The 13,555-nt window shown below is 61.6% G+C and carries 13 protein-coding genes; 4 read left to right on the top strand and 9 right to left on the bottom strand.

Annotated features, from left to right (window positions below; genetic code table 11):
* Positions 1-50 precede the first annotated feature (50 nt).
* Positions 51-632, top strand: coding sequence for an NAD(P)H-dependent oxidoreductase (locus RE418_RS09470; RefSeq protein ID WP_049204421.1), 582 nt, complete (start codon positions 51-53; stop codon positions 630-632).
* Between the two features lie 33 nt (positions 633-665).
* Entirely contained in the window at positions 666-974 is a 309-nt protein-coding gene (locus RE418_RS09465; RefSeq protein ID WP_025304303.1) for a putative quinol monooxygenase, read from the top strand.
* 8 nt (positions 975-982) lie between these two features.
* Here the strand turns inward: RE418_RS09465 and RE418_RS09460 are convergent, their stop codons facing one another.
* The 6 genes from RE418_RS09460 to nudF all read right to left on the bottom strand — a co-directional run bounded on the left by RE418_RS09460 (position 983) and on the right by nudF (position 6,399).
* Positions 983-1,879 carry a LysR substrate-binding domain-containing protein gene (locus RE418_RS09460; protein ID WP_025304304.1) on the bottom strand — a complete coding sequence of 299 codons (897 nt, stop codon included), beginning with the start codon at positions 1,877-1,879 and terminating at the stop codon, positions 983-985.
* 81 nt (positions 1,880-1,960) lie between these two features.
* The gene (gene parE / locus RE418_RS09455) at positions 1,961-3,856 is read right to left on the bottom strand and encodes a DNA topoisomerase IV subunit B (protein ID WP_025304305.1); all 1,896 of its coding nucleotides are present in this window, start codon (positions 3,854-3,856) and stop codon (positions 1,961-1,963) included.
* A gap of 46 nt (positions 3,857-3,902) precedes the next feature.
* Positions 3,903-4,487 (bottom strand): esterase YqiA, encoded by a 585-nt coding sequence (yqiA, locus tag RE418_RS09450; protein ID WP_025304306.1) that lies wholly within the window; start codon positions 4,485-4,487, stop codon positions 3,903-3,905.
* A complete protein-coding gene (gene cpdA / locus RE418_RS09445) occupies positions 4,487-5,314 on the bottom strand; it encodes a 3',5'-cyclic-AMP phosphodiesterase (protein ID WP_060434581.1) in 828 nt (275 codons plus the stop codon). Before cpdA ends, yqiA begins: the two co-directional genes overlap by 1 nt.
* 27 nt (positions 5,315-5,341) lie before the next feature.
* Entirely contained in the window at positions 5,342-5,767 is a 426-nt protein-coding gene (locus RE418_RS09440; RefSeq protein WP_004937244.1) for a DUF1249 family protein, read from the bottom strand.
* Positions 5,767-6,399 carry an ADP-ribose diphosphatase gene (nudF, locus tag RE418_RS09435; RefSeq protein ID WP_043142088.1) on the bottom strand — a complete coding sequence of 211 codons (633 nt, stop codon included), beginning with the start codon at positions 6,397-6,399 and terminating at the stop codon, positions 5,767-5,769. Before nudF ends, RE418_RS09440 begins: the two co-directional genes overlap by 1 nt.
* 347 nt (positions 6,400-6,746) lie before the next feature.
* Here nudF and hasF point away from each other — a divergent pair, with 347 nt between their 5' ends.
* Both hasF and dhaR read left to right on the top strand, forming a co-directional pair.
* Entirely contained in the window at positions 6,747-8,264 is a 1,518-nt protein-coding gene (gene hasF, locus RE418_RS09430) for a multidrug efflux transporter outer membrane subunit HasF (protein ID WP_089181357.1), read from the top strand.
* Between the two features lie 150 nt (positions 8,265-8,414).
* Complete coding sequence (gene dhaR, locus RE418_RS09425) at positions 8,415-10,364, top strand: dihydroxyacetone kinase operon transcriptional regulator DhaR (RefSeq protein WP_049208371.1); 1,950 nt, start codon at positions 8,415-8,417, stop codon at positions 10,362-10,364.
* Here the strand turns inward: dhaR and dhaM are convergent.
* The 3 genes from dhaM to dhaK are packed head-to-tail and all read right to left on the bottom strand — an operon-like array spanning position 10,361 to position 13,515.
* Entirely contained in the window at positions 10,361-11,791 is a 1,431-nt protein-coding gene (gene dhaM, locus RE418_RS09420; RefSeq protein WP_043142081.1) for a dihydroxyacetone kinase phosphoryl donor subunit DhaM, read from the bottom strand. The two genes, dhaR and dhaM, sit on opposite strands and share 4 nt — an antisense overlap.
* A gap of 11 nt (positions 11,792-11,802) precedes the next feature.
* Positions 11,803-12,435, bottom strand: a complete 633-nt coding sequence (gene dhaL / locus RE418_RS09415; RefSeq protein WP_060448049.1) for a dihydroxyacetone kinase subunit DhaL — start codon at positions 12,433-12,435, stop codon at positions 11,803-11,805.
* A gap of 9 nt (positions 12,436-12,444) precedes the next feature.
* Positions 12,445-13,515: a dihydroxyacetone kinase subunit DhaK gene (gene dhaK, locus RE418_RS09410; RefSeq protein WP_043142075.1), complete on the bottom strand. Its 1,071-nt coding sequence runs from the start codon at positions 13,513-13,515 to the stop codon at positions 12,445-12,447.
* Positions 13,516-13,555: the final 40 nt, after the last annotated feature.

The raw sequence follows: 13,555 nt of genomic DNA, 5'->3' as shown, positions 1-13,555 counted from the left end.
TTTTCGGCGGGAAGCATGCCATATCTTAACTCTGACGGGAGCCGCGAAAGATGAGCAATATCCTGATTATCAACGCTAAAAAACAATTCGGCCATTCCAACGGCGAACTCAACCAAACCCTGAGCGACGTGGCGGAAAGCTTCCTGCGCGATCTGCAGCACGATGTGCAGGTCACCGTGGTCGACGACGGCTATGACATCGAAGCCGAAGTACAGAAATACCTGTGGGCCGACGCGGTCATCTATCAGATGCCGGGCTGGTGGATGGGCGAACCCTGGATCCTGAAAAAATACATCGATGAAGTGTTCACCGCCGGCCACGGTAGCCTGTATGCCAACGACGGCCGCTCTCGTTCTGACGAAAGCAAAAAATATGGCTCCGGCGGCCTGATCCAGGGCAAGAAATACCTGCTGAGCCTGACCTGGAACGCCCCGCTGGAGGCCTTCACCGATCCCGATCAGTTCTTCCACGGCGTCGGCGTCGACGGCGTTTACCTGCACTTCCACAAGGCCAACCAGTTCCTGGGGATGGAAGCGCTGCCGACCTTCATCTGCAACAATGTGATCAAAGAGCCGAATATCGCGGACGACATCACGCGTTATCGCGAGCATCTGGCGAAAATTTTTGCTTAACTGACGCAGAACATTCTCATCAACGAGGTAAGCATGATCACCGTAATCGCAGAAATCAAAGTGAAACCCGGCCACCGCGCCACCGTACTGCAAGCCATTGAAAAACTAGTGCCGCTGGTGCTGGCGGAAGACGGCTGCGGCGAATACACGCCGATGGTCGACAGCAATACCCAGGCGCCGTGGCAGAAGCGGTCGCCGGATTCGGTGTTCATGCTGGAGAAATGGGAAAGCATGGCGCATCTGGAAAAACATCTGGCCATTGAACACATGCTCAAACACCGCGACACCCTCAAAGACAGCGTGCTGGACACCGAGATCTACATCCTGGAAAACGCCCTGTAAGCCCCGCCTTATAACGTCTGCGCGTCGATGTGCGCGCTGACGTAGTCAAGAAAACAGGTGATGCGCGCCGCCAATTGCGTATTGCGGTAATACACCGCATTAATCGGCTGGCGCACGTCCAGCGTCTCCTGCTCCAGCAACGTCACCAACTTGCCGGCTTCCCGATCGCGACGGGTCATAAAGTCTGCCAGCTGTACGATCCCCTCGCCCCGCAGCGCCAATTGCCGCAGCGTTTCACCGCTGGACGCCGAGATCGTTGGCGTGATGGTGAAATGCGGCGCCTGGCGATAGCGCAACGGCCACTGGTTCAGTGATTCCGGCTGGGTAAAACCGAGCAGACAATGCCGATGCAACGCCTCCACGCTCTGCGGCGTGCCGTGCTGCTGCAGATAAGCCGGGCTGGCGAGGATGCGCAACCGGCTGGCGCCCAGCGCGCGCGCATGAATGGTCGAATCGCGCAACGCACCGATGCGAATAGCGATATCCGTGCGTTTTTCCAGCAGATCGATAACCAGGTTGTCGGTGTTCAGCTCGAGCGAAATTTGCGGATAACGTTCCCTGAACCCCGCTACCAGCGGCACGATGACGTGCTCCATAAAAGGCGCAGCCGCATTTATCCGCAACCGCCCGGCCGGCATCTGCCGACGCACCGCCATTTGTTCTTCGGCATTTTCCACCGAGTTGATGATCGTACGCGCATGGCTCAGGAAGCTTTCCCCCTCTTCGGTCAGCTCCAGGCGACGCGTAGTGCGGCGCATCAGGGTGGTATCGAGCTTGTTCTCCAGGCGGCTGAGCGCGCGGCTGATGCCGGATGTCGTCTGGCCGAGCCGATCGGCAGCGGAGGTGATGGAACCGCTGTCAACCACCGAGGTGAACGCCAGCAATTCTTCGAGCGTGATCTTCATGCATTTCGGCCCAGGTTATCGGGCGCCGCATGAACGCCCTGCGGGAAAGCAGGCCCGGCGTTCACCGGGCCAGGGTCAGGCTCAGACCGCCAATTCGGCCATGTCGCCCTTGTCTTGCAGCCAGTTACGGCGATCTTCCGAACGCTTCTTGGCCAACAGCATGTCCATCACCGCCAGCGTCTGATCGACATCATCTTCCGCTACCGTCAGTTGCACCAGCCGGCGGGTATTCGGATCGAGGGTGGTTTCGCGCAGCTGCAGCGGGTTCATCTCACCCAGCCCTTTAAAGCGCTGGACGTTCGGCTTGCCCTTCTTGCGCTTCAGCTGTTCCAGCACGCCGGCCTTCTCTTCTTCATCCAGCGCGTAGAACACTTCTTTACCGAGATCGATGCGGTACAGCGGCGGCATGGCGACATAAACGTGGCCGCCTTTCACCAGCGAACGGAAGTGGCGCACGAACAGCGCGCACAGCAGCGTGGCGATGTGCAGGCCGTCGGAGTCCGCATCCGCCAGGATGCAGATTTTGCCGTAACGCAGCTGGCTGAGATCTTCGCTGTCCGGATCGATGCCGATCGCCACGGAAATGTCGTGCACTTCCTGCGAGGCCAGCACTTCGTCCGAGGAGACTTCCCAGGTATTCAGGATTTTGCCCTTCAGCGGCATGATCGCCTGATATTCGCGATCGCGCGCCTGCTTGGCCGATCCGCCCGCCGAGTCCCCTTCCACCAGGAACAGTTCGGTCATGGCCAGATCCTGCGAGGTGCAGTCCGCCAGCTTGCCCGGCAGCGCCGGCCCGCTGGTCAGCTTCTTGCGCACCACTTTCTTGGCGGCGCGCAGACGGCGCTGGGCGCTGGAAATCGCCAGCTCGGCCAGCTGTTCCGCCGCCTGAACGTTCTGGTTCAGCCACAGGCTGAAGGCGTCTTTCACCACGCCGGAAACGAAGGCAGCACACTGACGCGAAGAGAGACGCTCTTTGGTCTGCCCGGCGAACTGCGGATCCTGCATCTTCACCGACAGTACGTAAGCGCAGCGATCCCAGATATCCTCCGCCGACAGCTTCACGCCGCGCGGTAGGATGTTGCGGAATTCGCAGAACTCGCGCATCGCGTCCAGCAGCCCCTGACGCAGGCCGTTAACGTGGGTGCCGCCCTGCATGGTCGGGATCAGGTTGACGTAGCTTTCGGTCAGCAGCTCGCCGCCTTCCGGCAGCCACAGCAGCGCCCAGTCCACCGCTTCGGTGTCACCGGCGAAATTGCCAACGAACGGCGCTTCCGGCAGGGTGATCAGGCCGTTAACCGCTTCCATCAGGTAATCGGTCAGGCCGTCCTGGTAGCACCAGCGCTGCTCGGTGTTGTTCACCTTGTCGATGAAATAGATCTCGACGCCGGGGCACAGCACCGCTTTGGCTTTCAGCAGGTGAGTCAGGCGCGATACCGAGAAACGCGGGCTGTCGAAAAACTGTTCGTCCGGCCAGAAGTGCACGCTGGTGCCGGTGTTGCGTTTGCCGCAGGTGCCGGTCACCGTCAGGTCTTGCACTTTGTCGCCGTTTTCGAAGGCGATGCCATAGACGTTGCCGTCGCGGCGCACGTTGACTTCTACCCGCTTCGACAGGGCGTTGACCACCGAGATCCCAACGCCGTGCAGGCCGCCGGAGAACTGGTAGTTTTTATTCGAGAATTTACCGCCGGCGTGCAGCCGGCACAGGATCAACTCAACCGCCGGCACGCCCTCTTCCGGGTGGATGTCCACCGGCATGCCGCGGCCGTCGTCGATCACTTCCAGCGACTGATCGGCGTGCAGGATCACGTCGATACGCTTGGCGTGACCAGCCAACGCTTCGTCGACGCTGTTATCGATCACCTCTTGGCCGAGGTGGTTTGGGCGCGTCGTGTCGGTATACATGCCGGGACGACGGCGCACTGGTTCTAGACCGCTGAGTACTTCAATGGCATCAGCGTTATAGCTGGATTGAGTCATCGTTGATTATTTTTTCGTGGTTAAAGGGAGGTGCCGGAACGGTCCGTCAGACCGCGTTTAGCCCTAAAAAATCCACAATCTGGGGGAAGTAGTGCTCGAAACCGACGAAGGCGTGGTTTCCACCCGACTCCACCGTTTGCCGACACGCGGTGTAATACGCCACTGCCTGGCCGTAATCGAGAATTTCATCGCCCGTTTGCTGCAGCAGCCAGATTAAATCCGGCGACTCCAAGGGATCGATCTGCATCACTTTCAGATCGTAAACGTGCCGAGACTCTAACACATATTGCTGGCCGGTGTAGGGGTTCTCGTTGGCGCCGAGATAGTCCACCAGCAGCTCAAACGGCTTGACCGCCGGGTTGACCACCACCGCCGGCAGGGAAAAACACTGCGACAGCCAGGTGGCATAATAGCCGCCCAGCGATGAGCCGACCAGCCCGAGCGTTTGCCCGGCGCGTTCCAGCACCATATTTTCCAGCATCTCGGCGGCCTCCGCCGGAAAGGCCGGCAGCTGCGGCACCAGCATCTCGATGTCGGGATGGTGCTCGGCCAGCCAGGCCTTGAAGGCCACCGCCTTGGCCGACTGCGGCGAACTATTGAAACCGTGCAGGTAGAGCAGCGTCGAAGGCATCAGTATCCATCCGAGTCCATATCGGGGCGGAAATCGTCGTTTTCCAGGCGGAACACCTGCGTCTCGACGCGGCCGTCCGGCAACAGATCGAGGTAACGCCAGCCGGGGGAGACGTCGTCGATGGTAAAGTTAGTGCAGTGCGGCTTGAATTGCACGCAGGTGGACGGCGTCGCCAACAGGCGCCGGCCCTGCCATTCCAGATCCAGATCCTGATGAATGTGCCCGCACACTACGGTATTCACTTTCGGATAACGCAGCAGGATCGCGCCCAGCATATGCGGGTTGCGCAGGCTGTGCTGATCGAGCCAGGTGCAACCGGACGGCAGCGGATGATGGTGCAGCAGCAACAGCGTATAGCGCTCGGGGTGAGCCTGCAGGCAGCGCTCCATCCACTCGAGCTGATACTCGCTCAATTCGCCGTGCGGCACGCCGAACACCTGGCTGTCCAGCATCAGCACCTGCCAGTCGTCGCCCAGCAACACCTGTTTGGAAGGGGCAATGCCGGCGGCGGCCAACGCGTCGACCATCGCCGGTTGGAAATCGTGGTTACCCGGCAGCCACACGCAGGGGGCCGGCAATTGCGCGATGCCGGCGGCGAAGTGGCGGTACGCCTCTTGCGAATGATCCTGCGCCAAATCTCCCGTGGCGACGATCAAATCAACGTCGCGGCGCTGCGCCTGGATGGCGTCCAGCACCGCGTGATAGCTGCGATAGGTATTGATGCCGAGCAACGTCTCGTGTTCGCCGGCAAAAAGGTGGGTATCTGTTATTTGTAGAATCCTGACCGCGGCCCCACTCGCCACGGGCAGTTTAAACAGGCTTTCCAAATGGTGTCCTTTGTTATTTCAGTCTGTCTAACAAACCGGAACCGCCATCGCTCCATGCGCCAAACAGTAGCGCAGCCAATCAGCAAGAAACTGGTTAATTTGATGCTTTTCGTCGCGTTGATGCAACTTTTTATTAGGATAATCATAACGCGCTTTAAAGCGGTAGATCTGCTGACTGGAACACACTTCCGCAACCATGGCGTCATGGTACAACCGCACCGTCATCGCGGGCAGGCTCCAGTAGCTGACCGCTGGAAAGATCTGCTCGATCTCCACCAGCGACGTGTAACGCGTGGACTCAACGATGGTCAAACGATAGCCGGCGCCGTTCACCTGATAAGTCACCGTTTCGCCCGCTTCATCGTTGCGCGGTAGCAAGCGGCGCAATTGCGCGAAGTTGGTTTCGCACAATCTCATCATTTCGGGGAAATCAGGGGTATAGCGCTGTTTCATTAGTTGGCCCACTCTTTTCTCAACGATTCATGGTGCAACGCCAGCCATTGCAATGCAATCACTGATGCGGCGTTATCGATCGCGCCCTCCTCTACCCAGCGGTAAGCCTGCTCGCGGCTGACCACGTGGACGCGGATATCTTCATGCTCTTCCGCCAGACCGTGGATACCCTCGGCGGTGCGGGCGTCCACTTCGCCGACCATGATCGACAAACGTTCGCTGGTACCGCCGGGGCTGGCCAGGTAGCTCAGCACCGGCTTACAGCGCCCGACCACCACGCCGGCCTCTTCCTGCGCTTCGCGGCGGCACACGTCTTCGACGCTTTCGCCGGTTTCGATCATACCCGCCACCATTTCCAGCAGCCAGGGCGAATTACGGGTATCGACCGCGGCGATGCGCAGTTGTTCAATCAGCACCACTTCATCGCGCACCGGATCATAGGGCAGCAGCACCGCCGCATGGCCGCGCTCGAAAATTTCACGCGTGATTTCAGGGCTCATTTCGCCATTGAACAACCGATGGCGAAACCGGTATAAATTGAGTGAAAAAAAACCACGGTACAGCGTCTCGCGTGCAATAATTTCTACATCTTTTTTATCGAAAGTAACGGGCGACGGCTGCGAACGGTTCATGCGCGAATTCTCCTGCTTGAGTATGCCGATAAAATAAACGGTTTTGATGACAGAAACAGCGGGACTCTCCGCCGCGGCTTTATGTTAGGCTGTTTCTCGCCGCCGGATGCGGCACGTTTGTGCGCTCGCAGGTAATAGCGGGAAACAATCCGGATTGTCAGCCATAATATCAGCTGCAGTCGACCGGGGCAGTACGCCAAGGTAAATGGGCGGTCTGAAAGGTAAAAGTTACGTGAGATGGCACATTCAGCCACCTGATGCGTACCGCAGACTCTGCTAGAATCGGCAACTATTTCGTCTATCGTCAGCGCTAACATAGCAATATTGCTGCACAACAAGGAATGCAAATGAAGAAACTGCTCCCCCTTCTTATCGGACTGAGCCTGGGCGGCTTCAGTGCAATGAGCCAGGCAGAGAACCTGCTGCAGGTCTACAAACAGGCCAGGGAAAGTAACCCGGATCTGCGCAAAAGTGCTGCTGACCGCGACGCCGCATTCGAAAAGATCAATGAAGCGCGCAGCCCGCTGTTGCCGCAGCTCGGTTTAACCGCAGGTTACGATTACACCAACGGTTATCGTGACAGCAATGGCGTTAACAGCAACGTGACCAGCGGTTCGCTGGCATTGACGCAAACCCTCTTCGACATGTCGAAATGGCGCCAGCTGACGCTGCAGGAAAAGACCGCCGGCATCTCCGACGTCACCTTCCAGACCGCAGAGCAGTCGCTGATTCTCAACACCGCCACCGCTTACTTCAACGTGCTGAAAGCGATCGACACGCTGTCCTATACCCAGGCGCAGAAAGACGCGGTCTACCGCACGCTGGATCAAACCACCCAACGCTTCAACGTGGGCCTGGTGGCGATCACCGATGTGCAGAACGCCCGTTCGAACTATGATACCGTGCTGGCGGCCGAAGTCTCCGCCCGCAACGATCTGGATAACGCGCTGGAAACGCTGCGCCAGGTGACCGGGGCCTTCTACCCGGAGCTGGCCTCGTTGAATACCGATCGCTTCAGTACCCAGCGCCCGGAAGCGGTGAACAACCTGCTGAAAGAAGCGGAAGCGCGCAACCTGAGCCTGCTGTCCGCCCGTCTGAGCCAGGATCTGGCGCGTGAGCAAATCCGCGCAGCCCAAACTGGCTATATGCCGACGATTGACGTCAGCGCGTCGACCGGCATCAGCAATACCAAATACAACGGCTCCAACACCGGCGGCGCGAATGCCGCACGCTACAGCGACTCCGATGCGGGCCAAAATAAGGTCGGCATCAGCTTCAACCTGCCGCTATACAGCGGCGGCGCGACCAACTCGCAGGTCAAACAAGCGCAGTACGGCTTCGTCGGCGCCAGTGAGCAGTTGGAAAGCTCCCACCGCAGCGTGGTGCAGACCGTGCGTTCGTCGTTCAACAACGTTAACGCCTCGATCAGCAGCATCAACGCCTACAAACAGGCGGTGATCTCCGCGCAGAGCTCCCTGGACGCGATGGAAGCCGGTTATCAGGTCGGTACCCGCACCATCGTCGATGTGCTGGACGCCACCACCACCCTGTATAACGCCAAACGTCAACTGTCCGACGCGCGTTATACCTATCTGATCAACCAGCTGAACATCAAGTCGGCGCTCGGCACGCTGAACCAGAACGATCTGCTGCTGCTGAATGGCGCGTTGGGCAAACCGGTGTCGACCGCGCCTGACGCCGTCGCACCGCAAAACCGCGCGCAGGACGCCTATGCGGACGGTTATCAGGACAATGCGCCGATGCAACAAACCGCGGCGCCGGCACCGGCGGCCACTCGCGCATCCGCGCCGGCCGTTACCACCAGCCAACCGGCTCGCCACAGCGGCAACCCATTCCGTAACTGATGCGCGCACGTTGATAAACACGGGGTCCGGCCTGCGCCGCGCCCCGTTTTTTTTGCCCCGATTTCCCCGCTTCTGCCCACCGCCTCACAGCCGCCGCTACACCAGGTGGTATCATCTTCACTCTCGTTTTCGCAGTCTGGATGAGGTTCGATGGACAACGATTCACGCTGGCAGCGGCTGATTAACGACGGTGAACTGCCGCCGCCGCTGCGCCCGACACAAACCGTTTACGCCTCCTGGCTGCGTTGCCGCAGCCTGATGCAGCCCGATGTCTGGCAAGCTCCGCACCGTGCGCAGGGCGCCACCTTCGAATCGATTTGCCGCCGCAAGAACGATCTGCTGACGCTCGGCCAGGCGGCTCTGGAAGACGCCTGTGAATACATGGAGCCGCGGCGTTGCCTGCTGATGATCCTCGACGAGAGCGGCTGCATGCTGTGGCGCTGCGGCGACGCCCAAACCTGGGAGCATCTGCAGCAACTGGGATTCGCCCCCGGCGCTTACTGGGCCGAGGGACAGATCGGCACCAATGCTCCGGCGCTGGCGGCGGCGGAAGGCCACCCGGTACGGGTGAGCGGTGAAGAGCATGTGCGCCAGGCGCTGCACGGCTGGTCGTTCTGCGCCACGCCGGTCTACGACAACAGCGGCCGCCAACGCGGCTCGATCGCCCTGGGTTGCCTGCTGCCCGATTGCGCCGCCGGCGATCTGTCGCTGACGCTGGCCATCGCCCGCGAAATCGGTAACTCGCTGAACGCCGACGGCCTGCTGGCGGAATCCAACCGCCATCTGAATCAGCTTTACGGCCTGCTGGACGGCGTGGACGACGGCGTCATGGCCTGGGATCACCGCGGCTACCTGCAATACATCAACCAGCGCGCCGCCGGCCTGCTGAAGCTGGACGAACAGCAGAGCCAGGGCAAGCCGCTGACGCAGCTGTTGACGCTGCCCGCGCTGCTCAAGCGCGCCATCGCCGATCGCCAACCGCTGCAACACGTCGAAGTCACCTTCGAAAGTCAGCGACAATTTATCGCCGCATTGCTGACGCTCAAGCCGATTTTCGACGGCGATCGCTGCAGTTTCATCGCCCTGCTGCACCCGCTCGAACGGCTGCGCCAGTATGTCAGCAGCCAGCTGGGGCGCGTCAGCCACAGCTTCGAACAGATGCCCTCCACCTCGCTGGAAATGCGGCGACTGATCCGTTACGGGCAGCAGGCGGCCAAAGGCCAGCATCCGATCCTGTTGCGCGGAGAAGAAGGCGTTGGCAAAGAGCTGCTCAGCCAGGCTATCCACAACGCCGGCGAACGCGCCGCCGGGCCGTATATCGCCCTCAACTGCCAGCTGCTGACGCAGGCGCAGGGGCTACGTGAGCTGCTGGGCAACGACGCCAGCGAAGAAGAGGCGGGCCAGCTCAGTAAATTCGAATTGGCCAACGGCGGCACGCTGTACCTCGAACAGATCGAATACCTGCCGGCGGAGATGCAGTCGGCGCTACTGCAGGTGTTGAAAACCGGCGTGGTGATCCGCCTCAATTCCAGCCGGGTGATCCCGGTCGATGTGCGTGTGATCGCCGGCAGCGCCGCCGATCTGCCGCTGCTGGTGCAGCAAAACCGTTTCCGCCGCCAGCTATTTTACAGCCTGCAGGCGTTCGAAATCCTGATCCCGCCGCTGCGCCAGCGGCTGAGCGATATTCCGCTGCTGGTCAAACACCATTTGCGCACGCTGGAGCAGCATTTTCAGTGTCGCTTCCGGGTCGATGACGAGGTGATGGCCCAGTTGGCGCTTTATCTGTGGCCGGGCAACGATTTGGAACTGAAAGGGGTGGTGGAGCGCGCGGCAATGATTTGCCACGGCCACCACATCCAGTTGGCGGATCTGCCGGCGCACCTGCTCGGCCAGCCGTCGCTGCTGGAAAGCGATCCGCAGCCCGGCGCACCGCTGTTGACGCTGACGGACATGGAACGCCAGGCGATCCTGCGCGCGGCGACCGTCAGCCGTGGCCAGGTGACGGAGATGGCGCAGCTGCTGGGCATCGGCCGCACCACGCTGTGGCGGAAGATCAAACAGCACGGGATCGACATCCGCCAGTTCAAGCTGCGTGCCTAGTGGCTGAGCTGCAATACCCCGCGCGCGGCGTCCAGCATCGCCTTCTGCCCGCTGCGGGTTTTGCTCAGGCAATCCTGCATGCCGACCACCATCGGAATGCCCATCGCCTTCGCCAGAATGGCGCTGTGCGACAGGGCATTGCCGCCGCTCAGGCAGATGCCGAGCACCAGCCGCCTGTCGAGCATCACCACCTCCGAGGGCATCAGCTCGTCCATCACCAAGATTGACGGTTCTGCGAGCGCCATGGCCGGCAGCGGCAGCCCCTGCAGATGGCACAGCGTACGGCGCAGCATGTCGCGCACGTCCAATTCGCGCGCCCGCATGTAGTCGTCATCCAACTCACGGTACTCTTCGGCGATCGCCCCCAGCACCTGCCGCCAGGCCTGCTCGGCGCTGCACAGCTGTTGCGCGATGCGGGTGTAAGCCGCCTGCTGCAGATCCGGATCGTCCAGCAGCATGCTGTGGGCGCCGAAGATCGCCGCCTGCGGCTTGCCGATCAGCGTGCCGGTACGCTCCGCCAGCCGGTTCAGATCGCTCAGCGTGTGCTGTAGCGCCTCCCGCAGGCGTTGCTGTTCGCCCAACACCTCGTCCGCACCAATCCGTCGATCGACGGTTGGCGGCCAGACGCTGTGGGCCTGGAACACGGGTCCGCTGGTGACGCTTTCCGCCACCGGGATACCGTGCAGCGAAGGCTGCTGCCGCTCGGAGACCGTCTCGCCGAAATGTTGTTCCGCCAGCGCTTTGAACGCCGCCAGCGCCTCGTCCGCCTGCGCACCGTCGGCGATCAGGCGAACGGTGTCGCCGTGACGCACCTGCAGCAGCGCCAGCTGATTGAGGCTGCGCGGATCGACGCACTGCCCCTGCTTCTCCAGCACCAGCTCGGCCTTGAACGGCGCCAGCGTCTCGACCAGCCGCGCCGCCGGGCGCGCATGCAGCCCGTGCGGGTTCTGCACCGTCCAGGTTACGCTTTTGCCCTGCGCCAGCGGCAAGGCCACGCTTTTCGCCGTCGGTGAAGCCTCACCCAGCTGTGCCTGCTTGGCCTGCAGCGCCCCCTGCGCCTCCGCCACCACCTGTTCCAGCGAAGCACCGGAGTTGGCGGCCACCACCGCCGCCAGGGTGCCTTCAACCAGCGGCGCCGCGCACAGCCGCACTTTGGCGGCCAGGTCCGGGTCCAGCAGATCGAGCGCGGTTTCGGCACTGAGCAGCGCGCTGCCCAGATCCATCAGCACCAGAACGCCGTCGCCGTCGGCGACCGCTTCGATCGCCTCCATCACTTTGACCGCGTCGGTACCGATCGGGTGCTGCTCGTCATCCACGCCCGCCGCCAGCGCCAGTTTGCAGCCGTCGCCGCGCATCATCTGCCGCGCCAACTGCTCAACGCCGCGCGCCAGCAACGCGCTGTGCGAAACCACCACGATATTAATCATCTCGCCTCCTGCTAACTGCCGGCGACCTCGGCCAGCGTTTTCATCATCAACATCACCGAAGTGGCGCCGGGATCCTGGTGGCCGATGCTACGCTCGCCCAGGTAACTGGCCCGCCCTTTACGCGCCTGCATGGTAATGGTGCTCTCCACCGCCCGCTCGGCGCTGTCGGCGGCGCGCTGCAGCGCCTCCGCCACGCTCAGGTTCTGCTGCGCGGCCTGGCCGAGGCTTTCCACCACCGGCCACCAGACGTCGCACATGGTCTTGTCGCCCGGCTCCGCCTTACCGCGCATCACCACGCCTTCCACCCCTTCCTGCATCACCTGATGCAGCTCCACCAGATCCAGGCTTTGCTTGGCGTTCGCCGCCTGCGCCGCGCGGATGAAGAAGGTGCCGAACAGCGGACCGCTGGCGCCGCCCACGCTCGACAGCAGCGTCATACCGGTGTTTTTCAGGATAAAGCCGATATCCTTGTCCGCCACCGACGGCAGCTTTTCCACCACCTTATTGAAACCGCGATTCATGTTCAGACCGTGGTCGGCATCGCCGATCTCGGTGTCCAGTTGGGTGAGAAAATCGCGTTCCCGGCTGAATACTTCGCCGCAACGCATCAGCCAATCGACGACCTGTTGTTTGGTCAACGCCATAATTCCTCCTCAGCAACCCCAACGCAGCGCAGGCGTTTTCACCGGCGCATCCCACAAGGACAACAGCTCGTCGTCCACGTTCAACAACGTGATGGACACACCCTGCATATCAAGCGAGGTGCAATAAGAACCCACCAGGTTGCGTTCGATAATGATGCCCGCCTCGGCGCAACGCTCCGCCAATCGATGGTAGACGCCATACAGCTCGGACAGCGGCGTGGCACCCAGGTTATTGACCAACGCGATCACCCGATCGCCGCGCGTCAGCGGCTGCTTGGTCTGCATCTCGTCGCGCCACTCGCCCTGCTGACGATCCCAGACGCGGATCGTGCGCTGATAGTGGCCGTGGTCGATCAACGTATGGAACATGTCGTCCACCGCCGCGTTGAGCGTGGTGAACGGGCGGCGCGCAATGCCCGGCTCGCCGTGAATGCCGACGCCGAACTCCATCTCGTTCTCCGCCAGGGTGAACGACGGTTTGCCGGCGGCGGGGACGGTACAGGCACCCAGCGCAATGCCGATCGAATGCCCGTGGTTGTTGATGCGATGCCCCAGCGTCACCACGCTGTCCAGATCGTCGCCGCGCGCCGCGGCGGCGCCCAGCAGTTTCTCCATCAGCACGGTGTTGGCCACCCCGCGTCGCCCGGCGGTGAACAGGCTGTCTTTGACCGCCACGTCGTCATCCACCAGCACCGTCGCCACCGCGACGCCGCTGTCGTGCAGCAGTTCGGTGGCGGTTTCGAAGTTGAGCACGTCGCCGGTGTAGTTCTTAATCAGCAGCAACACGCCGGCGCCGCCGTCGATCGCCTGACCGCACTCGTACATTTTATCCGGCGTCGGCGAGGTGAAAATCTCGCCCGGACAGGCACCGTCGAGCATCCCTTCGCCGACGAAACCGCAGTGCATCGGCTCGTGGCCGCTACCGCCGCCGGACAGGATCGCCACCTTGCCCGCCACCGGCGCGTCGGCGCGAGTCACGAACACCGGATCCGCGTGCACCAGCAGCTCGGGATGGGCCTCCGCCAGCCCCTGCAACTGCTCTTCCAACACCGACTCGACCTGATTAATCAGTTTTTTCACGATGGTTTCCTCTGTAAGCCCAGGGGCGCGGCGCACCGCG

The sequence above is a fragment of the Serratia sp. szju genome (genome assembly GCF_044594185.1).
Lineage (GTDB): Bacteria > Pseudomonadota > Gammaproteobacteria > Enterobacterales > Enterobacteriaceae > Serratia > Serratia bockelmannii.
Note: the sequence above shows the minus strand (reverse complement) of the source record. Positions and strands in the feature narration are given on the sequence as shown.

Bases quoted from the DNA above. Each gene is read 5' to 3' on its own strand.
- RE418_RS09470 (WP_049204421.1), top strand. From the start codon at position 51: ATGAGCAATATCCTGATTATCAACGCTAAAAAACAATTCGGCCATTCC.
- RE418_RS09465 (WP_025304303.1), top strand. From the start codon at position 666: ATGATCACCGTAATCGCAGAAATCAAAGTGAAACCCGGCCACCGCGCC.
- RE418_RS09460 (WP_025304304.1), bottom strand. From the start codon at position 1,879: ATGAAGATCACGCTCGAAGAATTGCTGGCGTTCACCTCGGTGGTTGAC.
- parE (WP_025304305.1), bottom strand. From the start codon at position 3,856: ATGACTCAATCCAGCTATAACGCTGATGCCATTGAAGTACTCAGCGGT.
- yqiA (WP_025304306.1), bottom strand. From the start codon at position 4,487: ATGCCTTCGACGCTGCTCTACCTGCACGGTTTCAATAGTTCGCCGCAG.
- RE418_RS09440 (WP_004937244.1), bottom strand. From the start codon at position 5,767: ATGAAACAGCGCTATACCCCTGATTTCCCCGAAATGATGAGATTGTGC.
- nudF (WP_043142088.1), bottom strand. From the start codon at position 6,399: ATGAACCGTTCGCAGCCGTCGCCCGTTACTTTCGATAAAAAAGATGTA.
- hasF (WP_089181357.1), top strand. From the start codon at position 6,747: ATGAAGAAACTGCTCCCCCTTCTTATCGGACTGAGCCTGGGCGGCTTC.
- dhaR (WP_049208371.1), top strand. From the start codon at position 8,415: ATGGACAACGATTCACGCTGGCAGCGGCTGATTAACGACGGTGAACTG.
- dhaM (WP_043142081.1), bottom strand. From the start codon at position 11,791: ATGATTAATATCGTGGTGGTTTCGCACAGCGCGTTGCTGGCGCGCGGC.
- dhaL (WP_060448049.1), bottom strand. From the start codon at position 12,435: ATGGCGTTGACCAAACAACAGGTCGTCGATTGGCTGATGCGTTGCGGC.